We start from the raw sequence: 22,760 nt of genomic DNA on the forward strand, positions 1-22,760 counted from the left end.
GGCCCGGCCAGTGTGACCTATCACACGCCGACGCTGTCAAGAACGAGGAGGAGACCGGGCCCTCGATCCGGCCGAATGGCCTAATCGGCGGGATCCGCCCGATCGCCGCGAGGGTTCGCTCAACCGGCCCTCAGTTCTCACCGCTTGTACGCGTAATCGAAACCCGCTCCTACCCTGGCCGCGCAACGGTGAGCCGTGCTCCTGACCACGCGGCTCTCCGCGCCGGCACAGGCCGCGGCACGCGCACTGGGGGTGTACCTCCCGGTGGCGGCGGTGGCCGTCGCCGTGCTGGAGTCGGCGACCGACGTCTTCCCGGACAACGGGCTGATCAGCGTGATCACCCCGCTGCGCCTGGTCATCGGCGCCGCGCTGATCGCGCTCGTGGCGACCGGCGCCCGGGCGAGCGCCTTCGTGACCCGGATCGACGTGCCGATCGCCGTGCTGTTGCTGGTCGCGCTCGCCGGCACCGTGCTCGGTCACCGATCGGGCGCGCCGTTTCGCGAACTGTGCACCGAAGTCGCGCTGTTCTACCTCGTCGTCGGTTTCTTCCGGTCCCGGCCCGAGCCGTCGGCACCGATGTCGATGCTGGCTCTGGTCGCGGTGACCATCGCGGGCACCGTCGCACTCGCCCAGATCAGCAACCAGACCCCGACCGGGTTCTGCGCCGGCGGACTCCTGGGTGAAGGCGTCTGCGGGCATGGCGACTCGGCGGTCCGCGCGATCGGCACCTTCGCCAACCCCAACGTGCTCGCCGCGTTCCTGCTGCTGCTCGCACCGCTAGCGGCGCTAGCACCGCGGCTGGCCACCGAGCGAACCACCCGGCTGCTGCTGACCGGCCTTGCCGTGGTCGGCTTCGGCGCCGTGCTGACCACGTTCTCCCGCGCCGCCTACGTCGCGGCGTTCGCCGGACTCCTGGTCATCGTGGTCGTCCGCTGGATCCTGCCCCGGCTCAACCGCAACCAGATCTGGCTCGTCGTGACCGGCGGCGCGGGCGCGCTGGTCGCGCTGACCGTCGGGCTCATCGCTCTCTCGCGCGGCGGCGGTTCGCTCTACGGCCGCGGAAGTGCCTGGGGGACAGCGATTCGCGTGACGGAGTCGGATCCGTTGTTCGGCGTCGGGCTCGGCCGCGCCGGCGCGGTCATCAGCGCGAACACCACCGCCGGCCCGTTCGCGCACGCGCACAACCTTTGGCTCAACTGGCTGGTCGAGACGGGCGGCGCGGGTTTCCTGGCGTTCACCGTGATCACGGTCGCCGCGGTCTACTGCGCGGTCCGGCTCGCCGCCCGGGGCAGGGCGACAGGCGTCGCCGCCTTGGCCGGGCTGACCGGGTTCTTCCTGATGAGCCTGCTCGACGACCCGGCGAACCTGTCCCGGATCGCGATGGCGATGTGGCTCGTGCTGGGCGTGGTGATGGCGGAATCGCAGCCGCGGTGGCGGGATCCGGTCGTCGCGCCACGGCCCAAGGCACCGCCCCGAACCAGGACAGCCCAGACCGGCCCGAAGACCCGGGTCGTCCCGCGACCCCGGCGCGCGCCGGTCGCGGCCGAGCGCACCCGCCCCGTCCTGCCTCCCGTGGAAAAGCCCGCCGAGGTGACCCGGCCACAGCGCAAGGCGCCGACACACCCGACTCCCGTCCCCGGCCTCGAAGCCCCGCGGCGCCGCCGCCCGCCCCAGCCGCCCGGCGAACACCCGCAGCCTCCCGCGCCCCGGCGGACCTCGGGCCAGCACCGATTGCCCGATCCGCCGCCGCGCACCGAAGACGAGCGCCCGGAGTGGCCGCGCTGAAACCTTCCGACGGTACGGTCCCGGTGCTCGCGACCACGCCACGTCGAAAGGGCCCCTCGATGAAGCTCTACGCGGACCGTCCGTTCCGCCGCGTTTCCCAGTTCCTCAGCGATCTTTTCGCGCTCGCGGTCACCGCGCTCGCGATCCGGACCGGACTGGAGGTCCATGCCCAGGTGATGGAACTGCGGGCACCCGGCGACGGGCTGGTCGACGCCGGTTCGGGGCTGCGCAACACCTTCGACTCCGCGGCGAACAGCGCCGACGACGTTCCGCTCGTCGGCGGCACGCTCGCCCGCGCGCTGCACACCGGGTCCACCGCGGGCATCAAGCTCGCCGACGCCGGCCGGTGGCAGATCGACGCGGTGCAGCATCTGGCTTTCTGGCTCGCGTTCCTGATCATCGCGGTGCCCGTCACGTTCCTCGTCGTCACCTGGCTGCCGCTGCGGTGGCGCTTCGCCCGCCGGGCGACCGCCGGCGCCCGGCTGCGCGGTCTGGGCACCGCGGGTTTCGACCTGCTCGCGTTGCGAGCACTGACAGCGGAACGGCTGCCACGCCTGGCCACGACGACCGACGTCACCGAGGGCTGGCGCGAGCAGGATCCCGTCGTCATCGCGGAACTCGCGCGCTGGGAACTCCGGCGGATGGGCCTGCGCGCGGTCCGGTAGGCCGTCAGAGCGGGAGCAGCGTGAGCTGTTCGAGGTCGAGCAGCTCGCGCTTGCGCCGCAGCCCGCCCGCGTAGCCGGTCAGCTTCCCGTTGCCGCCCACCACCCGGTGGCACGGAATGAGGATGGACAGCGGGTTGCGGCCCACGGCGGCGCCCACCTGCTGCGGATTGGCGTCCCCGTTCAGCCGCCGCGCGAGTTCGCCGTAGGTGGTCGTTTCGCCATACCCGATCTCGGCGATCAGCGCCCACACCCGCCGCTGCAGCGGGTCGCCGCGAGCGTCGAGTGGCAGGTCGAACTCGCGCCGCTCGCCGGCCAGGTACTCGTCGAGTTGCGCGGCCACGTCGCCGAATCCCTCGTCGTCGCGCGGACCGAAGGTCTCGGCAGCCGGCCGGTACCAGTGGTGCGGGAAGTACAGGCCGACGATCGTGTTGCCGTCGCGCACAATGGTCAGATCGCCGAGCCGGGTCGGCAGCACCGTGTGTGTGTTCATGTCAGGCAGACGCGCGAGGCCCGGCAAACGTGAGATCTCACGTTCCGGCGGGCCGGGACGTCTTCGGGGGGTGATGGTGCGACCGTTCGAGCAAGTCGTGGCCGACTACGGGCCGATGGTGCTGCGCGTGTGCCGCGCGGTGCTGGGGCCGGTCGACGCCGAGGACGCCTGGTCGGAAACGTTTCTGGCCGCGTTGAAGGCGTACCCGGAGTTGCCGCCGGACGCCAACGTCGAGGCCTGGCTGGTCACCATCGCCCATCGCAAGGCGATCGACACGACCCGCGCACGGGCGCGGCACGCGATTCCCATGGACAGCCCGCCGGACCGGCCGAGCCGGGACGGCGTGCCCGGGGACGGCGGCACCGAGGTGTGGGACGCGCTGGCGCGGCTGCCGGACAAGCAGCGCGCGGCGGTGGCCTATCACTACGTGGCCGGGCTGCCGTACAAGGAGATCGCCGCGATCACCGGAGGGAGCACCGACGCGGCGCGCCGGGCGGCCGCGGACGGCATGAAGGCCCTGCGCGGCGCGTACGGCGAAGGAGGAAAATCGTGATGAGTGAACAGTTTCTGGCTGGTCTGTCCACAATGGAGGACGAGACGATCGCGCGGCTGCGCGCGCGGCTGGCGGTGACGGCCGAGCGTGACGGCCTGCTGGACGTGGCCTACCGAACGGTGGACACCCCGGTGGGCACGCTGTTGCTGGCCTCGACCGGGCAGGGTCTGGTGCGGGTGGCCTACGACCGGCACGACGAGGTGCTCGCGGCGCTGGCGGAGGCGGTGAGCCCGCGGATCCTGAACGCACCGGACCGGCTGGACAGTGCGGCGCGCCAGCTGGACGAGTACTTCGGCGGGCGGCGCCGGCGGTTCGAGCTGCCGCTGGATCTGCGGCTGGCCAAGGGTTTCCGCCGGCAGGTGCTGAGCCATCTGCCGGAGATCGCCTATGGCCGAACCGAAAGCTACGCCGAGGTCGCCCGGGCCGCGGGCAGCCCGAGGGCGGTTCGCGCGGTCGGCACGGCGTGTGCGACGAACCCGCTGCCGGTCATCATCCCGTGCCACCGGGTGATCCGCTCCGACGGCGGCTACGGCGCCTACGTCGGCGGCGAAAGCGTCAAGAAAACCCTTCTGCTGCTGGAAAAGGCGTGACGCTTCAGCTGTGGTCGAACGGGCAGCCCTGGCCCTGTCCGGCATCGCCAGGTGCGCCGCAGTAGAACGCGACGCCCTTCACCTCGCCCTGCTCCACCGGACGAATGTTCGGCTCCGGATGCTGAGGACTTCCCGCCACACGCCGCCCGGGGTGATGGGGATCGACGCGTTGCCCAGCCGTAGATGTTGGACCGAGGTGATCAGCACCTGCATCGCGTCGTAGGACAGTGCCGCGTGCCCGTCGAGCGACGGGTCCTCGTTTTCCCCCTTGTCATGCGGGAACAGCGCGTACAGGCCATTCCCGGCGTTGTAGAAGTCGGCTGCCGGGCCCTGTGATGCCGCGGTGGGTGCCGTGGCGAACGAGGTGTACCAGAACGGGACCGACCGGGTCTGTTCCCGGGCCGCGGTATCCGCGACGTAACGGGTCACGTCGTCATCGGCGAGCAGCGCCGACGGCGACGGGCAGTTGCGGAAGCCTTCGATGAAGGCGCTGAAATCCGGCATGCCGTCGCCGGCGTAGTAGACCAATCCGGGGAATCCGCAGGCGTTCTTGCCGTTCTGGTTGGGGTAGAGGATTCCGGGCTTGACCGCGGCCGACGGGGTGTTGGTGGGTGCGAACCGCACTGTCCGGACGCGGAACCCGCTCTTGGTGAAGCTGTCCAGCACATCCGCGGTGAGGTTCTGCGCGTAGGTGTCGTTCTCATCGTCCGGGGTGAACACCTCGATCTCGTCGTCGATCGTGTTCGCGGCCCGCAGCCGGGTGGCGAAGGCGGCCGCCACGTCGGCTTCCCGGTGGTTCTGCGGCGAAACCTGGTAGTACAGCGGGTTGGAGTCGCTCAACTGGTCCTCGGACAGGCTGGCGCCGATCGTGGGCAGGCCGTCGAGGGCCAGCGCGAGGACGGTGTCGTCGACCCCCTTCGTGCTGTGGTCCAGACCAATCACGCCGACCAGCGGAGCGTCGGTCATCGGCAGGTCGCGCAGCTGCGTGGCCACCGTCGTCCCGTGTGTCATGTTCGTGCCGCCGTTGCCGATGAGCACCCGAATGAGCGGCTGCAGGCCCGAGGGGTCGTCCCGCGTCAGCGCCTGCAGGTCCACCACGGTGAGGTAGGCCCGCTCCGGATTCTCGCCGTGCCTCTCCTCCGCGTCCTGGTTCTGGTCCAGGATCGTCCGGCTGACGTCGGCGAGCGCCGGGTCGAACGGGTAGTGGCCGTCGGTGACCCCGATGCACGGGTCGTCCATCCAGGCCAGCGTCGAGCCCGCCGCCGGCCCGCAGTGCCGGTCGCTCCACGCCGAATATCCGGTGACGGCAGCGGCCAGCAGCACGGCCACCGCGCCGACCGGCACGATCCGCCGGCCCCACCACGGCGGGCGCGCGAACGCGTAGTGATCCAGACCAGCGACGACCTGCCAGGTGTCGTCGTCCTCGCCGGCCGCGTCCGGCGTCTCGATCCGCAGATGCCAGGCGGAACCGGTCCGGGCCCGCCTGGCTTCCGGCAAGGACCGCAGCCAGGACGCATAGGCACGGTCGGCGTTCTCCGCGCAGAAGATCTCGCGCCGCGTGCCCTCCAGCGGTGCCTGCTCACCGGCCGCGACCACCAGCAGCGGATCGAAGAGCCCGACTTCGTTGCGCACGTGGTTGATCAGCCGCAACAGGGTGGCGCCGCCGTTGTCCGCGGTGACGTCGTCGAGCAGCAGTGCCGCGTAGGTCATCCGCCGCGGTCCGCCGGCCCGCCACGGCATCCGCCACGCGCGGCGCAGATCCTCCAGGAAAGCGTTGGTGAGCAAGCGGGTGAGCTGGACGGCGTTCTCCTGCCGCCAGCCGTCCGCGCCGCCGGTGAGCCGTTCGGCGAAGCCGGGGAAACCGCCGGGCACCTCCGGGGTGAGGTGCGGCTGCCGCAGGAACCACCGGTACTGCTGCCCGATCAGCGGGACCCGGCCGGTCACCCGCAGGACGAACAGCAACGGCGGGAGGAGCCGGATCAGCCGGGCCGCCAGCCGTAGCCAGCCGGACACCGGGACGTCCTGGTCGACGCTGGTGATGGCGTCGTCGAAGCGTTGCGTGACATCGCGGGCGCGCAGCCCGGCCCGCAGTTCGGCGCTGCGCCGCGCGCCGTCGGGCTCGTCGAGTTCCAGGCTCATCAGCCAGTCCAGCAGGCCGAACCGGCGGAACCGGATGCGCCCGCCGGTCGCGTTGCGGCTGCTGCCCAGCGCCTGCGCGGCATGGGCGAGGATCTCCCGGATCCGCTGGACTTCGGCCTCGCCACCGGCGGGCACGGTGTCCGCCGACAGCCGCAGGTGGCTGTGCGGAACCCGGCGGGGGCGGGCTTCGGTGAGCCGCCAGGACAATCCGCGCAGCAGCCCGGCGTGCGGGGCCGGCCGGATCAGGCACACCATCGGAAGCCCGCGCTGGGTCCGCCGGCCACGCCGGCCGGGCGCGCTCGCGGCCGGATGCCTCCCAGGCAGGTTTTCCGGGATCTCGTTACTGATCCGACCAAAAGTAGGCGGACCCCGGGCAATGCGTAACCGTTGCTACACAAGCCGGGTAGCCGTGACTGTGGTCGGATTGGTAACGAACGGCTCAGTACCTTCCCTGACCGGTGTTGTTCGGGTTCTGTTCACCCGGACCGCTGGGTTCGTCCAATGTGGACTTCCCGGCTCTTCGCGGCGTGGGACGCGGCCCACGCGGTGACGCCGATGCTGACCAGCGCCGCGGCGAGGATCGCGCCGCCCTCGCCGGGGGCGAGCAGGTGCGAGCTGGTGCCGATGGTGACCGCCGCGACGGGCACCCCGAGCTGCGCCCCGGCCAGCACCGCCAGCGGCAGCGGCTGGCCGGCCAGGCTGGCGGCCGCGTGCACGAGGACGCCGCCGGCGGCGAGCAGTGCGGCCAGCACGAACATCACCGGGTGCTGGCCGAGCGCGCGCAGGTCCAGCGAGGCGCCCAGCCAGACGAAGAACACCGGTCCGAGGAACCCCTCGGTGACCGCGAACAGCTGGCGGGCCAGCCGCCGCGGTTCGCCGACGGCGGCGAGCGCCAGACCGGCGACGAACCCGGCGAGCATCACCGACACGCCGACGGCCTCCGCCAATCCGGCGAGTCCAAAGAGGACGATCAACGCGACGCGCAGTTCCAGTCCGAAATTGCGGGCTTTGCTGAGCTTGTGTGCCCGGTCGACGAGCCCGCGCGCGTGCAGCCAGTGCAGCAGCAGGAAGAAGACGCCGCCGGCCGCGATGACGGCGAGCGCGCCGAGCGCGGCGCGGGCGGCCCGGGCGGGGTCCTCCGCGAGCGGCAGCGCGACGATGCACACCGTGTCCGCGATCGCGACCTGCACGATCGTCGCGAGCACCGGCGGGGTGTCCAGCCGCGCCTCGTCGATTACCGGCATCACCAAGGCCGCGGAGCTCGACGCGAGCAGCACCGCGTAGAGCGGCCCGTGCCCGGTGCCGACCAGGGCGGCCACCCCGATCCCGGCCGGCACCGCCAGTACGCCCACCACGACGGCGAGCAGCGACCCGCGGCGCAGCGCGAGCCGCAATGCCTTGTCGCGCAACGGAACGTGGCTCCCGGCGACCATCATCACGAGGGCGAACCCGGCCGAGGCCACGAACGACAGGACCGGATCATCGGGATGCACCCAGCCGGTGCCGGTGCGCCCGACCACCACGCCCATCAGGATTTCACCGACGACGACCGGGACGCGCGCGTGTTTCACGGTGGCCAGGATGGGCCCCGCGAGGCCGGCCAGCAGCACTACGGCCAGGGCGAACAGGCTCACGGGTACTCCCTTCGGCGGACCCCTTATCGTCGCCGCGTCCGGCGGCCGCCGCAAACACCGCGGCGTCCGGCCCTTGCCCGAGCTATCGAGATTCGATAGGTTTGCATCGTAAATCGATCGAGGGACGGGTCATGGGAAAGCTGACAGTGCAGGCGCTGCGCGCCGTGCTCGCGGTGGTGCTCGCCGGCACCCTGTTCATCCAGGTGTTGATGGTGTGGACAGTGGTCAGCGGGAACGACCCGGAGGACGGGTCGCTCCCGCTGACACCGCTGCGCGTGATCGCGATCCTGGGCATGGTGTCGGTACAGGTCGCCGTCGTCTGCGTCTGGCGGCTGGTGACGATGGTGCGGCGCGGAACCGTGTTCTCCCACGCCGCCTTCCGGTACGTGGACATCGTGATCGGCGCGATCGTGGCGGCCGCCCTCGAGTGGTTCGCGGTCACGATCATCAACGCGCCGGGCCAGCGGGACGACCCGGGCGTCACCCTCATCATGGGCGGGGTCGGCGTGGCCATCCTCGGGGTCGCGCTCATCGTGCTCGTGCTGCGGATGCTGCTCGCCCAGGCCGTCGCGCGCGACGTCGAAGCGACGCGGATGCGGGCCGAGCTGGACGAGGTGATCTGATGCCGATCGCCGTCGACATCGACGTGATGCTGGCCCGGCGGAAGATGTCCGTGGGGGAGCTCGCGGACCGCGTCGGGATCACGCCCGCGAACCTGGCCGTCCTCAAGAACGGCCGCGCCAAGGCGGTCCGCTTCGCGACCCTCGCCGCGCTCTGCGAGGTGCTCGAATGCCAGCCGGGCGACCTGCTGCGGTGGGAGGCCGAGGACGCCGGGGGCGGCCGCCGCGCCGGCACCGACGCGGCGGCCGGAAGGCCCGTCAGGAGGGCATGAGCACGCCATCGATGATGTAGACGGTCGCGTTGGCCGTCTGCACGTTGCCGCACACCACCTTGGCGGTGCCGTTGACGGTGAAGCTGTCGCCGCTGCCGGAGGTCTTCACGCTCGCGCCCTCCAGCGTCGTGAAATCGCCGGAGGCGAGCTGCGCCGGAGTGATCTTCTGCGGCACCACGTGGTACTGCAGCACCTTCGTGAGCGTGTCGGTGTTGGCGAGCACCTGGTCCAGATCGGCCTTGGGGATCTTGCCGAACGCGTCGTTGTCCGGTGCGAACACCGTGATGCCCTGGGCGCTGTTGAGCGTGTCGGCCAGGTTCGCCTTCTGCACCGCGGTGACCAAAGTGGACAGTAGCGGGTTGCTGCTCGCCGCGGTGGCCACGGGAGCCTGCGCCATGCCCTGGAAGCTGCCCGCGCCACTGGCCGGAACCTGACCGCACGCCGCACCGAACTGGGCCTCGGCCGCCGCCGGGCTACTGCTCATCGGCGGCGTCGCGGGCGCGCCGGCACCGCTGCTGCCGGAATCCCCGGAGCCGCCGCAGGCGGCGAGTCCGGCGGCCAGGCCGGTCACCGCGGTCACCGTGAGCACGATTCGCTTGAGCTGCATTGTTCTTCCTTTCCTCACGCGGTGACGGTCACCACGATCGACTCCCAGCCGGTCGCGCCGCTGGGAAAAACGGGAGCCCGCTGCTCGGGCTGCATCTGGCCGCGCCCGTCGGCCGCGCGGACCTCGATGCGGTGGGCGCCGGGGGTCGCCTCCCACCGGTAACGCCACTGGCGCCACGTGTCGGGGCTGACCTGGCTGGTCAGTTCGGCGTCCCGCCACGGTCCGCCGTCGAAGCGCACCTGCACGGTCGCGATCCCGCGGTGCTGCGCGTAGGCCACGCCAGCCACCGTCACCGGACCCGCTGGTACGCGGGCGAAAGCGCGTGGCACATCGATGCGGGAGCCGGTCTTCGCCAGCCCCGTGCGGTCGTAGCCGCGCCGCACCCAGTACGGCTGCTCGGCGAACGTGGTGAGGTTCAGCTCGCGGACCCATTTCGTCGCGGACGCGTAGCCGAAGAGGCCCGGCACGATGAGCCGTGCCGGAAAGCCGTGCTCGACCGGCAGCGGCACCCCGTTCATCGCGACGGCCAGCAGCGCGTCGCGCCCGTCGAGGACCAGCTCGGCGGGGCTGCCGATGGTCATCCCGTCGACGGCGGTGCTCAGCAGTTGTTCCGCGCCGGGCCGGGCACCGGCCTCACGCAGCAGGGACGCCAGCGGAATCCCGGTCCAGCGCGCGTTCCCGACATACGGTCCGCCGATTTCGTTGGAAACACAGGACAAGGTGAGGTCGCGCTCGACGAGTGGCCGCCGCAGGATGTCCGCGAAGCTCAGCCGCAGCTCGTGGTCCACCATCCCGTGCACGCGCAGCGTCCACTCGTCCGGCGAGACCTGTGGCAGCACCAGATCGGTGTCCACCCGGTAGAAGTCCTTTGTGGACGTACGGTACGGGGTGAGACCGGCGACGGGGAATTCGTGACCCGCGGGCGGTTGCGGTGCCGGCTCGGCGGGCGGCGGGATCCGGACGTTCGCGGAACCCGAATTGCCTTGCAGCAGCCGGCCACCGGCCCAGGCGGCCGCCGCGACGCCCGCGATCAGCAGTGCCCGGCGGCCGGTCGATGCCGGCCGTGGCCGGGCCAGCGCCATCAGCGTGGCAGCGCCGGCGACCGCGGCCGCGAGTGACGGCAGCACGGAAAGACCGGTCGCCACGGGGGAAATCGCGGCAGCGGCCATCCCCGCCACGCCGAGCATCGTCACTACGGCGGCGCCGAGCCACGGACGCCGTAACGCCAAGGCGCCCGCGACCATCGCGACGGCCGCGAGCACGATCAGGACCGCGCCGATCAGCACCGGCTTGTCGTTGGTGCCGAACTCGCGGATCGCGAACTCCTTCGCGGACACCGGTGCCAGATCGATCAGCGCCGTGCCGACCGCGAGCGCCGGAGCCGTGGCGGGGCCGGTGAAGGCGGCCACGAGCTCACCGGTCCCGAGGGCGGTGGCCGCGGCGAGGACGCCGATCAGGGCGCCCAGCCCGAGCCGGGCGAGTCTTCGCTTCACGTCCCCGGTTTCGAAGCTGCGGCGGGCTCGGTTTGGTCCGGATTCCCGGACCAATCCGGCGTCGCGCCGGCACCGAATAAGCGGCGCGGAAGTACGAGAGGATCGATGAATGGACGACTCGGTGCGCGCCATACCGTCGCTGCGAGGCGGCGGCCTCAGCCCGGAAGACCTGCTGGCCCAGGTCGCGCGGGGCAGCGAGGCGGCCTTCGAGCAGCTGCACGACATCGTGGCCGGCCCGGTGTTCGGCGTGGTCCGGCGCGTGGTGCGCGACGTCGCGCAGTCCGAGGAGGTCGCCCAGGAGGTGCTGGTCGAGCTGTGGCGGACGGCACCGCGGTACGACCCCGCGCAGGGCAGCGCGGTGAACTGGGCACTGACGCTCGCGCACCGCCGCGCGGTCGACCGGGTGCGCTCGGCGCAGGCCAGCGCCGACCGCGAGCAGCGGGTGGGCACGATGGCGCCGGGGCGGGAGTTCGACGAAGTGGTCGAGGCGGTGACCGCGCGGCTGGAACGCGAGCAGGTGCGGCGGTGCCTGTCCACATTGACCGAGCTGCAACGAGAGTCCGTGCTGCTGGCCTACTACGGCGGGCACACCTACCCCGAGGTGGCCGAGCTGCTGCGCAGTCCATTGGGGACGATCAAGACGAGGCTCCGCGACGGGCTGATCCGGCTGCGTGACTGCCTGGGGGTGACCCGATGACCACGCCCGACGTGCACCTACTCACCGGTGCCTACGTGCTGGACGCGCTCGACGAGCCCGAACGCCGCCAGTTCGAGCGGCATCTGGCCGAATGTCCCGAGTGTGTGCAGGAGGTCGCCGGGCTGCGTGAGACCACTGTCCGGCTGGGACTCGCCGTGTCCGAAACCCCGCCTGCCGGGATGAAGGAGCAGGTGCTGGCGAGGATCGGGCAGGTGCGCCAGGAACCACCTGGCATCGGGTACCCGCGCGTGCCGGCGCGGCGCGGGCATCGCTGGCCGGTCCGGCTGGTGTCGGTGGCGGCCGCGGTCGCCGTCGCCGTGGCCGCCGCGCTCGGCGTGGTGGCCTACCAGACGCAGAGCCGGCTCGACGCCGCGCGTGCGCAGCTTTCGCAGGTGCGGTCGGCGCAGAACGCCGTGGCCGAGCTGCTGTCGGCACCTGACCTGCGCGCCATCCCGGCACAGGGCGGCCGGGCCGGCGGGGGCAGCGTGCTGGTGTCGCGGCAGCTCGACCGCGGGCTGCTGTTCGTGTCGGGGATGCCGGACCAGCCCGCCACTTCGACCTACCAGGCATGGGTGATCGCCGACGGGACGGCGAAGTCGATCGGCGTACTCGGGCCTGCCGGCAGGACGGCGACGCCGCTGCTGTTCGGCTCCCTCGGTGGCGCCGACGAGGTGGCGATGACCATCGAACCGGCGGGCGGTTCGCGGGAGCCGACGACGAGCCCGGTGGTGTGGTTCCTGCTCTAGCGAGTGGCGAGACCGTCGAGTTCGGCCATCGTTTCCGCGCTGAGCCGGATGGCTCCGGCGGCGACGTTCTCGGTCAGGTGGGCCGGATTCGCGGTGCCGGGGATGAGCAGGGTGCGCGCGTAGTGCGCGAGCTCCCACGCCAGACCGACCTGGGCGGGGGTGACACCCAGGGCGGTGGCCGCGGCGCGCACGGTCGCGTGCTCGGTGACCTTGGGGAAGCCCGGGAACGCCGAACCGAGCGGGAAGAACGGCACCCAGGCCACGTCGTGCTCCCGGCACAGGTCGAGCAGGGGTTCGCTGGAGCGGTCGAGCAGGCTGTGCGCGTTCTGCACGCACACGATGCCGGCGGGCAGCGCCTGGCGCAGCTGCCCGGCACTGACGGCGCTCAGCCCGATCCCGCCGATCTTGCCGTCGTCCCGCAGCGCTACCAGTTCCGCGAGCTGGCTGTCGAGATCGACGCGCTGGTCGCCCTCGGCGACGATCCCGGGCGGGGTGTCCGTCCGGCGGAGGTTGACCACCGCGAGCCGGTCCGCGCCAAGCGTCGCGAGGTTCGCCTCGACGCTCGCGCGCAGCTGCTCCGGTCGTTGCGCGGCGACCAGGTCGCCGTGCTCGTCGCGCACCGCGCCGACCTTGCTCACCAGTGCCAGGTCGTCCGGATAGGGATGCAGCGCGGCCCGGATCAGCTCGTTCGCGACGGTTTCTCCGTAGAACTGTGCGGTGTCGATGTGGTTGACGCCCTGCTCGATCGCCGCGCGCAGGACCGCGACGCCGGTCTCGCGGTCGACGGGCGGGCGGCCGGGTGACTCGGCCAGCTGCATCGCGCCGAAACCGACCCGGGCGACCCGGTGCCCGGCCAGTGTCGTGGTGCCCCCGGGTGCCTGCCGGGTGGTGTCGCTCATGTCGTGCTCCCTTGCCGGAATGGCATAGTGGTGGTCGAGGATGTACCGGAGGTCCCTCCGGTACAACGAAGCGTAGCAGAATCGGAGGACCCTCCGGTATGGCCGGGACTCAGGGAAAGGCCGTGCGCGTGGACGCGCGGCGCAACCGGCAGCGCCTCGTCGAGGTGGCCCGCGAGGCGTTCACCACGGGCGAGGACAAGGTGTCCCTGGAGGCGATCGCCCGCGAGGCCGGCGTCGGCATCGGCACCCTCTACCGGCATTTCCCGACCCGGGAGGCGCTGGTCGAGGCCGTGTACCGGGCCGAACGGACCTGGCTGCACGACAGCGCCGGCGAACTGCTGGCCACCCTGTCCCCGGACCGCGCGCTGCGCGCCTGGATGGACCGGTTCGGCGACTACGTGGCGACCAAACGGGAGCTGGGCGACGCCCTGCGCGCGCTGATCGTCTCCGGCACGGTCACCTCGGCGGAAGCCCGCGCCGAGCTGTCCGCCGCCGCGAAACAACTGCTCGACGCGGGTGCCGCCGCCGGCACGGTGCGCGCCGATGTGCGCGCTGAGGACGTGGTCGTCGGCGTGCTCGGGATCCTGGTCGCCTGCGGTCAGCGGCGTGACCAGGCAGACCGGCTGCTGGACCTGCTGATGGACGGCCTGCGCCGGAGCTGACGTCAGGCGGCGGGCACGTCGACCGGGATCGCGATCAGGCTCGCCTCGCGCGCGGCCGTCCGTGCCTCCTCGGCGAAATCCGGTGCGGCGCAAGCGAAAAGAGTCTTCCCGTCGGAACCGCCGAGCGCGCAGGCGAACACGGGTGTGCCCGGCTCGATCTCATCGGTGATCTCGCCGCCCTCGACGACCCGCAACAGCCGCGCGCCGGTGGCGTCCGCGATCCACAGCGCGCCTTCCGCGTCGAGACAGCAGCCGTCCGGGGAAACCAGCCGTGGCAAGGGTTCGCCGGGCGCCCGGTCGACCGGCAGCGGACCGAACTCCGCCCAGATGCGGCGGTTCACCAGCCGTCCGTCGCCGGTCACGTCGAAGGCGGTGACCCGGTTGCCGAACGTCTCGCCGACGAGGAGTCCCCCGTCGTCCGTGAGCACGCTTCCGTTGGGAAACCACAACTCCGCGGCGACCTCGGTGACCGTGCCGTCGGGATCGGCCCGGTGCAGCGCGGCCGGGCGGGGCGCGGCGCCATCCATCAGGTCGAAGCCGAAGTTGCCGACGTACACCCGGCCTTGCGCGTCGAGGACCAGATCGTTGAGATGGCCGCCGGCGTGCCCGCTCAGGTCGGCGTGGGTGACCAGCGTGCCGTCGGGCTCGCGCCGCAGGAGCCTGCGATCGCGCATGGAGCTGATCACCAGCCGTCCGTCGGGGAGCCAGCCCAGCCCGGACGGTTGGCCTGGGACGTCCGCTTCGACCCGCTGGTCCGAACCATCCTCGCGGGCCGAAAACACTTGGTGCAGATAGAAATCGGAGAACCAGATCCGTCCGTCGTGCCAGCGTGGTCCTTCGAGGAACGCGAAGCCGTCGACGACGGTGGTCACTGTGCCGGGCCGCATCAGCGCATGGTCACGACTTCGGCCCGGACTGTCAAGCGGGTGCTCCCGTCCCGGCGTCGGCGTTGAGGCCGGCGACGGGAGCGTGGCGCTACTTGCCGGTCATGAACTCCGGGATGGACAGCGGGCGGTTCACGATCCGGACGTCACCGATCCAGCCGAGGAACACCATGTCGATCGCGCCGCCGTACTCGTGCCCGCCCAGCAGCCACGGCAGGCCGAGCGAGGTGATGCCGACCGAGATCGTGGACGGGTTGTCGACGACCGGGGCGCCTTCCACGTACAGCATCGTGTGCCGGCCGTCGTTGACCACGGCCAGGTGCCACCAGGTGTTCTCGACCAGCCCGTGCCCCCAGTTGGTGGTCGGGTAGGTGTTGTTCAGCGGGTAGCAGTTGAACTGCGGCTCGCGGCCGTTGTTCGAAATGCTGAGCGTGGCCACCGGCTCCTGCGGGTCGGTGTTGCGGCCGCTCTTGCCCGCCTTGCCGGCCTCGCCCCACCGGCTGAGCACGGACGCCCAGCCGTTGTTGCCGGCGTCCCAGCCGAGCGGGATCTTGATGAACGTCTCGATCGTGTACCCGCGGGCGAACGTCTCGGCGTTCAGCGGAGCCTGCTGGCCGGTGGTCAGGTACGCGCCGTGCAGCGGGTTGCGGCCGCCGGCGAATCGCACGCTGGCGTGCCCCGGCTGGTCCGGGTGGTGGTCGTCGGACCAGGTCAGCGCGTCGGCGGCGCTGCCCGGCACGGACAGCAGCGTCAGGTCGTTGCCGTGCCCGGACAGGTCGCGGACCTGCTGGCTACCGGTGACCGGGGTGCCGTTCGCGCCGCCCTGGTCGAACCGCCAGTACGCCAGGGTGCCCGGCACCAGCACCTTGTTCGCCGGGCGGGCCGGGCGGGTGGTGACCGGGATGAAGCTCGAGAACCGCTGCTCGAAGTCGATCGCCATGGAGAAGTTGTCGACGCTCGTGGTGAGCCGCGCTTCCTGGGCGGCCAGCGCGTTCCGCTGCTCCGGCTCCTGGGCCAGGATCCACGGCGACAGGGTCTCGACGTCGATCGTGTTGCGGGCCAGGTCGAAATGGTAGAGCCGCAGCATTCCGCCGCCACCGAAGTAGCGGTTCTGGTAGTTCGTGATGTGCAGGTGCACGTCGTGGCCGGCCGCGTTCTGGCGGGTCACCCGCCCCGGCGGCCAGAAGTGGCCGTTGAGGGTGAGGAAGATCTGGTCGTTGTTGGTGATCAGGTTCTGCCAGACCTGCTCGCCGTAGCCGGTGAACACCGCGTTGTTCTCGGGATCGCCCGACTCGTACGGGTACACGTTGTCGTCGTAGATCGAGCCGACGATCTCGTGCGAGGTGAGGATGACCGGCAGCTTCGGGTGGTCCTTGATGACCTGGTTGGCCCACGCGAAGCCCTGCGCGGAAACCCGCCAGTCCATCGCCAGCAGCAGCCATTCGCGGCCGGCGGCCTGGAAGATGTGCGCGGTGTTGTAGCCGCTCGGGTCGGCGCCGGCGAACGTCTTCGACCGGGCGAACCGCTGCGGGCCCATGGTCTGCAGGTACGGCGTGGAGCCGCGGGTGTCGTCACCGCTGACGTCGTGGTTGCCGGCCAGCACGCTGTACGCGACGTTGCGCGAGTCCAGCATTTCGAACGCCTTGCCGACCGCCTGGAACGACGACGGGTCGGCGTCCTGGGTCAGGTCGCCGAGGTGCGCCATGAAGACGATGTTGTTCGGGTTGCCGTCGTTGCCGCTGTTGTTGATGACGTAGCGGAACGACTCCTCCTGCGGGAGCGAGTTGATGCTGTTCTGGCTGCCCCAGTACAGGAACTGGGTGTCGGGCATGACGGCCAGGGTGAACTGGAGGCTGTCCGGATCGGGGTTCCAGCGGCCGATGTTTCTTTGCTGCTGGTTGTCGGCGGCGAACGCGGGGAGCGCGCCGAGGGGGGCGAGAGCCGCCGCCCCCGCACCGGCGAGACCCGCGGTACGCAGGAAGGTTCGCCGGTTTGGTCCCGTCTTCGCCGATGCCTCATCGGCGCCGTGTGGATCGCACATGGCTGTGCCTTTCGGGGTGGGAAACAAGCCGACCGGACGCTACGTCGAACCGGCCAAGCCGGAACGAACGTCAGGTGACGCGGATCGATCAGCTGCGTGACGCCTGTAAAGGGACATTCCGGTCCACCTGGGCGTGCCCGTGACCAGGACTGTTCCCCGATTAGGCTGCGGACATGTCACGGCTGCTGGTGGTGGAGGACGACGAGACGATCGGGGGCGTGCTGGAGGCGAGCCTGCGCCGGCACGGCTTCACCGTCCGCTGGGAACGTACGGGCGCGGGCGGGCTCGTGGCCGCCGAGGCGGACATCTTCGACCTCGTCCTGCTCGACCTGGGCCTGCCCGACCTGGACGGGATCGAGGTGTGCCGGCGGTTGCGCGCCGGGCAGCCGTCCGCCGTGCTGGTGATCCTCACCGCCCGGCAGGAGGAGATGGACGTCGTCGTCGGCCTGGAGGCCGGGGCGGACGACTATCTCACCAAACCCGTCCGGCTCGCCGAGTTGCTGGCCCGGGTCCGCGCCCACCTGCGGCGCGGCCCGGCCGGTGCCCCGGCGGACGCCCTCGAGGTCGGGCCGTTGCGGGTCGACGTCACCGCCCGGCGGGTGCACCTGGGCGGGCGCGAGGTGGTGTTGCGGGCCAAGGAGTTCGACCTGCTGGCCCGCCTCGCGCAGGCCCCGGGCGCGGCGATCAGCCGGGACGCGCTGATGAGCGACGTGTGGGACGCGCACTGGTACGGCTCGACCAAGACGCTCGACGTGCACATCGCCGCGCTGCGCCGCAAGCTCGCCGACGCGGCGCCCGCACCGGACGAGGTGCCTCGGATCTCCACGCTGCGCGGCCACGGCTACCGGCTGGAGCTACCAGGGGAGGGGACGTGCGCAAGCGGATCGTCGCACTGACGGTGGCCGCCGCGGTGCTCGCGATCAGCTTGTTCGGGCTGCCGCTGGCCGCGGGGGTCGCCAAGTACTACCTCGACGACGAGCGGGCCGAGCTGGAACGGGTCGCCGACTCCACCGCGCTCGCGCTCGCCGACGACCTCGCCCGGCACCCCGCGACGGTCCAGCTGCCGGCGACCGGCGGTGACGCCGACGTCGCGGTCTACGCGCCGGACGGCCGGTTGCTCGCGGGCACCGGTCCCGCCACCGCGGACGAGATCGTGGCCCGCGCGATGGCCGGCGAACCGGTGCGGGGCGACCCGGATCTGGCGTTCGCCACCCCGGTCACCGACGACGGCGTGCTGGTCGGGGTGGTCCGGACCACGGGCGGGCGGTTTGAGTTCTACCTGCGCATCGTGCTGACCTGGCTGGTGATGCTGGGGCTGGCGGTCGCCGCGCTCGGGCTCACCTGGCTGGTCGCGCGCCGGATGGCGGCCCGGCTCGCGCGCCCGCTGGAGGAGCTGTCGCGGACGGCGCGGCGGCTGGGGGAGGGCGATTTCACCGTCCGGGCGCGGCCGGCGGGGGTGGCTGAGATCGACTCGGCCGGCACGGCCGTGAACACCACCGCCGAGCGCATCGGGGACATGCTCGAACGCGAACGCGCCTTCTCCGCCAACGCCTCCCACCAGCTGCGCACGCCGCTGGCCGGGCTGCGGTTGCAGCTCGAAGCGGCGCTGGACACGACGGATCCCGACGAGGTGCACGCCGCCGTCCGCGACGGGATCGAGACCGCGGACCGGCTGGAACGCACCATCCACGACCTGCTCACGCTGGCGCGCGACCAGCGCCCGGCCACCGGCGCGGCCGATCTGGGCGCGCTGCTCGCCGAGGTCGAGCAGGGCTGGCGCGGGCTGCTCGCGGCCGGGGGCCGGCAGCTGCGCATCGTCGTGGACGACCCGCCCGCGCCGCGCGCGTCGGAGGCGGCGATCCGGCAGATCCTGGCCGTGCTGCTGGACAACGCGGTCAGCCACGGCCGGGGCACCGTGACCGTCACCGCGCGCGACGCCGGCGGCGCGTTCGCGGTGGACGTGTCCGACGAAGGTCCCGGTATCGGCGACGATCTCGACCCGTTCGCCCGCCGGGAATCCGGCACCGGCCGGGGGATCGGGCTCGGGCTGGCGCGCGGTCTCGCCGAGGCCGAAGGCGGGCGGCTGTGGCTCTCGCGCCCCGCGCCGCCGACTTTTTCGCTGCTGCTGCCGATCGATGACCCTGCCCTTGCGGTCGGTTAGCCACCCGTTAACCCGTGCCCGGCGAGACTTCGACCGTGCATGTTCTCGCGTTGAACCCACTCGACCCGCACAGCCTGCTGGCCACCTTCGGCCCGCTGGGGGTGGCGGTGGTCCTGTTCGCCGAAACCGGGCTGCTGATCGGTTTCTTCCTGCCCGGTGACTCGCTGCTGTTCACCGCGGGCCTGCTGTGCGCGACGACCTCGGGTGCCGCGCTGCACCTGTCGCTGCCGTGGGTGCTGGTCGCCGCGGCGGTGGGCGCGCTGCTCGGCGCCCAGGCCGGCTACCTGATCGGCCGCCGCGCCGGGCCCGCGCTGCTCGATCGCCCGGACCGGCCGAGGCTGCACGCCGCGACCGTGCGCGCCCGCGAGGTGCTGAACAACTACGGCGTCGGCAAGGCCGTCGTGCTCGCCCGGTTCATCCCACTGGTCCGCACGGTGCTCAACCCGCTCGCGGGTGCCCTCGGCGTGCCCGCGCGGGCCTTCACGCTGTGGCAGGTGATCGGCGGGCTCGTGTGGTCGCTCGGCGTCACCCTCGCCGGGTACCTGCTGGGCAGCCAGATCCCCAGCATCGACACCTATCTGCTGCCGATCATCGCGGTCATCGTGCTGCTGTCGCTCATCCCGGTAGCGCGTGAACTGCTGCGCGCCCGCCGCAAGGGGACCTCTCAGCAGTGAGCCTGACCTATCTCGAAGCCATCGTCGTCGGCGCCTTCCAGGGTGTCACGGAACTGTTCCCGGTCTCCAGCCTCGGGCACAGCGTGCTCATCCCCGCGCTCGTCGGCGGGCAGTGGGCGAAGGATCTCGACGTGTCCGCGCCGGAGTCGCCGTACCTGGCGTTCATCGTCGGCCTGCACGTGGCGACCGCGCTGGCGCTCCTGCTGTTCTTCTGGCGCGACTGGGTGCGGATCATCGGCGGGTTCTTCACCTCGATCCGGTACCGCCGGGTGAAAACTCCCGCCGAGCGGCTCGCCTGGCTGATCATCCTGGCCACCATCCCCGTCGGGATCGCCGGGCTGGCACTGGAACATCTCTTCCGCACGACGCTCGGCAAACCCATCCCCGCGGCGAGCTTCCTGATCGCCAACGGGGTCGTGCTGTATCTGGGGGAACGGCTCCGCCGCCGCGCCGCCGCCGCCGACGTCGGATCACCGGACGAGCGCCTGGCACGGCTGCCGATGGGCCGGGGGGTGCTGATCGGTTCGGCGCAGATTCTCGCGCTGCTGCCGGGAATCAGCCGTTCCGGGGTGACGATGGTCGCCGGGCTCCTTCGTGGACTGTCCCATGAGGACGCCGCCCGGTTCTCGTTTCTCCTTGCCACACCGGTGATCCTGGCCGCCGGCGCGCTCAAGATCCCCGACCTGACCGGACCGCTCGGCGCGGGCATCCACGGCCCGATCCTGGCCGGCAGTATCGCGTCGTTCGTCAGCGCCTACCTCGCCGTGCGGTTCCTGATTCGTTACTTCCACACCCGCACGCTGACCCCGTTCGCCATCTACTGCGGTTTGGCCGGACTCGGCAGCCTGCTCTGGCTCACCCTGGCGTGAGCCCGTGTCAGTGTCGCGCGCACGCCCCCGGCGCGCGACACTGACTCCCCGTGGGAACTGGCAAGAGGAACGACCCGCGGTGATCGGCGAGCTGCTTTCGCTCGCCGGGATCGCCGCGTTCGCCGTGTCGGGGGCGCTCGTCGGGGTCCGGCGGCGCCTCGACCTGCTCGGCGTGGTCGTGGTCGGGGTGGCCACCGGCACCGGCGGCGGGGTGCTGCGCGACCTGGCGCTGAACGTGTCGCCGCCGCTGGCGTTCACGCACTGGCCGAGCCTCGTCTCGGCGGTCGCCGCGTCGCTCGCGGTGTTCGTGCTGCATTCGCGGCTGTCCCGGCTGCGCCCGCTGGAACTGCTGTTCGACGCGTTCGGGATGGGCCTGTTCACCGCGACCGGCGCGATCTACGCGCTGGACCACGCCGCCGGGCCGCTGGCGGCGGTGCTGATCGGCACGGTCACCGCCGTCGGCGGGGGAGTCGTCCGGGACGTGCTGGTCACCGAGATCCCGATCGTGCTGCGCCGCGAGCTCTACGCCGTCTCGGCACTGGCCGGGGCCGGGGTGACCGTCGCGCTGGACACCCTGACCGGGTCGGTGCCGGCCGCGACCGTCGCCGGTGCCGTGGTGGCCGTCGTGCTCAGGCTGGTCTCGCTCTGGCGGGGCTGGCAGCTGCCCGGATCGTTCACCGGACCGTAAGAACGACGACGAGATCCTTACGTGCCGCGCGTTCGGTGACCGTGCCGCGCCACGGTCACCGTAGGTTGTGCTCGTGGGCACGAGCACGAAGATCGAGTTTCCCGGGTCGCAGGGGGCGCCACTGGCCGCCCGGCTGGAGCTGCCCGAGGGCGAGATCCGGGCCTACGCCCTGTTCGCGCACTGCTTCACCTGCGGCAAGGATGTGGTCGCGGCGACCCGGATCGCGCGGGCGCTGACCGGGTTCGGGATCGCGGTGCTGCGGTTCGACTTCACCGGCCTCGGCGGGTCCGGCGGGGACTTCGCGAACACCGGGTTCACCTCCAACGTCGAGGATCTGTGCCGCGCCGCCGAGTACGTGCAGGCGAACCTCGGGCCGGTGTCCATCCTCATCGGACACTCACTAGGCGGTGCCGCCGTCCTCGCCGCGGCGCACCGGCTGCCCGCCGTGCGTGCCGTGGCGACCATCGCGGCGCCCGCCGACCCCGAGCACGTGCTGGGCCTGCTGGGCGAGAGCCGGGCCGAGATCGAGCGGCGCGGGGAGGCGGACGTCGTGCTCGCCGGCCGGACGTTTTGTATCCGCAAGGAGTTCCTCGACGACATCGCCGCCCAGCGGCAGGCCGAGCGGATCGCGAAGCTCGGCGCCGCCCTGCTGGTGCTGCACTCGCCCACGGACGAACTCGTCGGAATCGCCAACGCGCGCCGGATCTTCGACGCCGCCCGGCATCCGAAGTCGTTCATCGCGCTCGACGGCGCCGACCACCTGCTCACCCAGCGCGCCGACGCCGAGTACGTGGCGACCATGCTCGCGAGCTGGGCCGCGCGCTACTGCGTGCCCACCGGATCGGGCAAGTAGCCCCAGGACCGGCAGGCGGGTTCGAGCGCTTCGGCCATGGCCGTGCCGGACGGGACCGGCCGGCCCGGCTGGATCACGCCGGACCGGATGATCTCGCTCCAGTCGCCGATCCCGCGCACGTACTCCCCGTGATCGAACCGGCCGTAGTCGAGCATCGCCGGTTCCCAAGCCACACCGAGGAAATCGCACAACCGCCGGACGGTCTCCGCGGGCCGGGTGGTCAGCTCCTCGTAGCGCACCTCGTGGCCGGGCAGCTCGGCGCGGGCCTCGTTCATCACGGCGACGAACTCCGCCGCCCTGCGCGCCGGATCGATATCGGGCCGGTCGGGCCAGGCGCGGGCCAACGAGTCGGCGATGTGCAGCGGGTTGCGGAACAGGAAGACGTACCGGGCGTCCGGCCAGCATTCGGCGATCCGCCGCCAGGACTGCACGCTGCTGGTCGTTTTGTTGACGATCAGGTCCTTCCCGCTGCGCAGCAGTTCGTGGTGCAGCAGGCGGTCCCAGAGCAGGTGTTCGAGCTCGCGGATGCTCAGCCCGAGCGCGTCCAGCGAGATACTGGCGTAGCGGTCGCTGAAGCCGTTGGCCACCCACTCCCGCTCCCGCACGCTCAGCAGGTTCAGATGCAGCTCGTGCGGCGCGTGCACGCGGGAATGGCTGTCCAGCACCGAACGCAGCAGCGTGGAACCGGACCGGGGCGCGGTCAGGACGAAGATCGGCGAGGGCACCAGCCGGTGCACG

The 22,760-nt window shown here is 71.7% G+C and carries 24 protein-coding genes; 15 read left to right on the plus strand and 9 right to left on the minus strand.

From position 1 onward, the window contains the following. Positions 1-195 precede the first annotated feature (195 nt). Positions 196-1,785 (plus strand): O-antigen ligase, encoded by a 1,590-nt coding sequence (locus LOZ83_RS34840; RefSeq protein ID WP_236796119.1) that lies wholly within the window; start codon positions 196-198, stop codon positions 1,783-1,785. Positions 1,786-1,844: 59 nt separating this feature from the next. Further along, positions 1,845-2,450 carry a hypothetical protein gene (locus LOZ83_RS34845; protein WP_236796120.1) on the plus strand — a complete coding sequence of 202 codons (606 nt, stop codon included), beginning with the start codon at positions 1,845-1,847 and terminating at the stop codon, positions 2,448-2,450. A 4-nt stretch (positions 2,451-2,454) separates the two neighbouring features. Here LOZ83_RS34845 and LOZ83_RS34850 read toward each other — a convergent pair whose 3' ends face one another. Then, positions 2,455-2,940, minus strand: a complete 486-nt coding sequence (locus LOZ83_RS34850) for a methylated-DNA--[protein]-cysteine S-methyltransferase (RefSeq protein ID WP_236796121.1) — start codon at positions 2,938-2,940, stop codon at positions 2,455-2,457. Positions 2,941-3,010: 70 nt separating this feature from the next. Between LOZ83_RS34850 and LOZ83_RS34855 the strand changes: the two genes are divergently transcribed. Together LOZ83_RS34855 and LOZ83_RS34860 are read left to right on the plus strand one after the other, a co-directional pair. Next, positions 3,011-3,493: an RNA polymerase sigma factor gene (locus LOZ83_RS34855; protein WP_236796122.1), complete on the plus strand. Its 483-nt coding sequence runs from the start codon at positions 3,011-3,013 to the stop codon at positions 3,491-3,493. Positions 3,494-3,525: 32 nt separating this feature from the next. Further along, complete coding sequence (locus tag LOZ83_RS34860; RefSeq protein WP_236796274.1) at positions 3,526-4,083, plus strand: methylated-DNA--[protein]-cysteine S-methyltransferase; 558 nt, start codon at positions 3,526-3,528, stop codon at positions 4,081-4,083. Between the two features lie 78 nt (positions 4,084-4,161). On the opposite strand, the gene LOZ83_RS34865 is transcribed toward LOZ83_RS34860, so the two are convergent. Together LOZ83_RS34865 and LOZ83_RS34870 are read right to left on the minus strand one after the other, a co-directional pair. Continuing rightward, positions 4,162-6,477 (minus strand): hypothetical protein, encoded by a 2,316-nt coding sequence (locus LOZ83_RS34865; protein ID WP_236796123.1) that lies wholly within the window; start codon positions 6,475-6,477, stop codon positions 4,162-4,164. A 221-nt stretch (positions 6,478-6,698) separates the two neighbouring features. Beyond that, positions 6,699-7,856 carry a cation:proton antiporter gene (locus LOZ83_RS34870; RefSeq protein ID WP_236796124.1) on the minus strand — a complete coding sequence of 386 codons (1,158 nt, stop codon included), beginning with the start codon at positions 7,854-7,856 and terminating at the stop codon, positions 6,699-6,701. A 131-nt stretch (positions 7,857-7,987) separates the two neighbouring features. Between LOZ83_RS34870 and LOZ83_RS34875 the strand changes: the two genes are divergently transcribed. Continuing rightward, positions 7,988-8,479, plus strand: coding sequence for a DUF2975 domain-containing protein (locus tag LOZ83_RS34875; RefSeq protein ID WP_236796125.1), 492 nt, complete (start codon positions 7,988-7,990; stop codon positions 8,477-8,479). After that, a complete protein-coding gene (locus LOZ83_RS34880) occupies positions 8,479-8,748 on the plus strand; it encodes a helix-turn-helix transcriptional regulator (protein WP_236796126.1) in 270 nt (89 codons plus the stop codon). Before LOZ83_RS34875 ends, LOZ83_RS34880 begins: the two co-directional genes overlap by 1 nt. On the opposite strand, the gene LOZ83_RS34885 is transcribed toward LOZ83_RS34880, so the two are convergent. Then, the gene (locus LOZ83_RS34885) at positions 8,735-9,355 is read right to left on the minus strand and encodes a fasciclin domain-containing protein (protein WP_236796127.1); all 621 of its coding nucleotides are present in this window, start codon (positions 9,353-9,355) and stop codon (positions 8,735-8,737) included. The two genes, LOZ83_RS34880 and LOZ83_RS34885, sit on opposite strands and share 14 nt — an antisense overlap. Positions 9,356-9,369: 14 nt before the next feature. Continuing rightward, complete coding sequence (locus LOZ83_RS34890) at positions 9,370-10,848, minus strand: molybdopterin-dependent oxidoreductase (protein WP_236796128.1); 1,479 nt, start codon at positions 10,846-10,848, stop codon at positions 9,370-9,372. Between the two features lie 109 nt (positions 10,849-10,957). On the opposite strand from LOZ83_RS34890, the gene sigK reads away from it, so the two are divergent. Further along, entirely contained in the window at positions 10,958-11,545 is a 588-nt protein-coding gene (sigK, locus tag LOZ83_RS34895; protein WP_236796129.1) for an ECF RNA polymerase sigma factor SigK, read from the plus strand. Then, the gene (locus LOZ83_RS34900) at positions 11,542-12,291 is read left to right on the plus strand and encodes an anti-sigma factor domain-containing protein (protein ID WP_236796130.1); all 750 of its coding nucleotides are present in this window, start codon (positions 11,542-11,544) and stop codon (positions 12,289-12,291) included. The genes sigK and LOZ83_RS34900 overlap by 4 nt, the downstream gene beginning before the upstream one ends. Here the strand turns inward: LOZ83_RS34900 and LOZ83_RS34905 are convergent. Next, positions 12,288-13,190, minus strand: coding sequence for an aldo/keto reductase (locus LOZ83_RS34905; protein ID WP_236796131.1), 903 nt, complete (start codon positions 13,188-13,190; stop codon positions 12,288-12,290). The two genes, LOZ83_RS34900 and LOZ83_RS34905, sit on opposite strands and share 4 nt — an antisense overlap. A gap of 98 nt (positions 13,191-13,288) precedes the next feature. Here LOZ83_RS34905 and LOZ83_RS34910 point away from each other — a divergent pair, with 98 nt between their 5' ends. Next, positions 13,289-13,852 carry a TetR/AcrR family transcriptional regulator gene (locus LOZ83_RS34910; protein ID WP_236796132.1) on the plus strand — a complete coding sequence of 188 codons (564 nt, stop codon included), beginning with the start codon at positions 13,289-13,291 and terminating at the stop codon, positions 13,850-13,852. A gap of 2 nt (positions 13,853-13,854) precedes the next feature. Here the strand turns inward: LOZ83_RS34910 and LOZ83_RS34915 are convergent, their stop codons facing one another. Together LOZ83_RS34915 and LOZ83_RS34920 are read right to left on the minus strand one after the other, a co-directional pair. Beyond that, the gene (locus LOZ83_RS34915; protein ID WP_236796133.1) at positions 13,855-14,739 is read right to left on the minus strand and encodes an SMP-30/gluconolactonase/LRE family protein; all 885 of its coding nucleotides are present in this window, start codon (positions 14,737-14,739) and stop codon (positions 13,855-13,857) included. Positions 14,740-14,827: 88 nt separating this feature from the next. Next, positions 14,828-16,777 (minus strand): LamG-like jellyroll fold domain-containing protein, encoded by a 1,950-nt coding sequence (locus tag LOZ83_RS34920; protein WP_236796134.1) that lies wholly within the window; start codon positions 16,775-16,777, stop codon positions 14,828-14,830. 173 nt (positions 16,778-16,950) lie between these two features. Between LOZ83_RS34920 and LOZ83_RS34925 the strand changes: the two genes are divergently transcribed. The 6 genes from LOZ83_RS34925 (at position 16,951) to LOZ83_RS34950 (ending at position 22,022) form a co-directional block, all read left to right on the plus strand. Continuing rightward, on the plus strand, positions 16,951-17,673 hold the full coding sequence (locus tag LOZ83_RS34925; protein ID WP_236796135.1) for a response regulator transcription factor: 723 nt from the start codon (positions 16,951-16,953) through the stop codon (positions 17,671-17,673). After that, complete coding sequence (locus LOZ83_RS34930; RefSeq protein WP_236796136.1) at positions 17,649-18,938, plus strand: ATP-binding protein; 1,290 nt, start codon at positions 17,649-17,651, stop codon at positions 18,936-18,938. The genes LOZ83_RS34925 and LOZ83_RS34930 overlap by 25 nt, the downstream gene beginning before the upstream one ends. A 14-nt stretch (positions 18,939-18,952) precedes the next feature. Continuing rightward, the gene (locus LOZ83_RS34935) at positions 18,953-19,612 is read left to right on the plus strand and encodes a DedA family protein (protein ID WP_236796137.1); all 660 of its coding nucleotides are present in this window, start codon (positions 18,953-18,955) and stop codon (positions 19,610-19,612) included. Between the two features lie 2 nt (positions 19,613-19,614). Continuing rightward, on the plus strand, positions 19,615-20,481 hold the full coding sequence (locus tag LOZ83_RS34940) for an undecaprenyl-diphosphate phosphatase (protein WP_236796275.1): 867 nt from the start codon (positions 19,615-19,617) through the stop codon (positions 20,479-20,481). 79 nt (positions 20,482-20,560) lie between these two features. Beyond that, the gene (locus LOZ83_RS34945) at positions 20,561-21,169 is read left to right on the plus strand and encodes a trimeric intracellular cation channel family protein (RefSeq protein ID WP_236796138.1); all 609 of its coding nucleotides are present in this window, start codon (positions 20,561-20,563) and stop codon (positions 21,167-21,169) included. 73 nt (positions 21,170-21,242) lie between these two features. Beyond that, positions 21,243-22,022: a S9 family peptidase gene (locus LOZ83_RS34950; RefSeq protein WP_236796139.1), complete on the plus strand. Its 780-nt coding sequence runs from the start codon at positions 21,243-21,245 to the stop codon at positions 22,020-22,022. On the opposite strand, the gene LOZ83_RS34955 is transcribed toward LOZ83_RS34950, so the two are convergent. Continuing rightward, a complete protein-coding gene (locus LOZ83_RS34955; RefSeq protein ID WP_236796140.1) occupies positions 21,992-22,759 on the minus strand; it encodes a sulfotransferase in 768 nt (255 codons plus the stop codon). The two genes, LOZ83_RS34950 and LOZ83_RS34955, sit on opposite strands and share 31 nt — an antisense overlap. Position 22,760: the final 1 nt, after the last annotated feature.

Origin of the sequence: Amycolatopsis sp. GM8, assembly GCF_021653975.1 — a bacterium.
In the GTDB taxonomy this organism is placed as follows: domain Bacteria; phylum Actinomycetota; class Actinomycetes; order Mycobacteriales; family Pseudonocardiaceae; genus Amycolatopsis_E.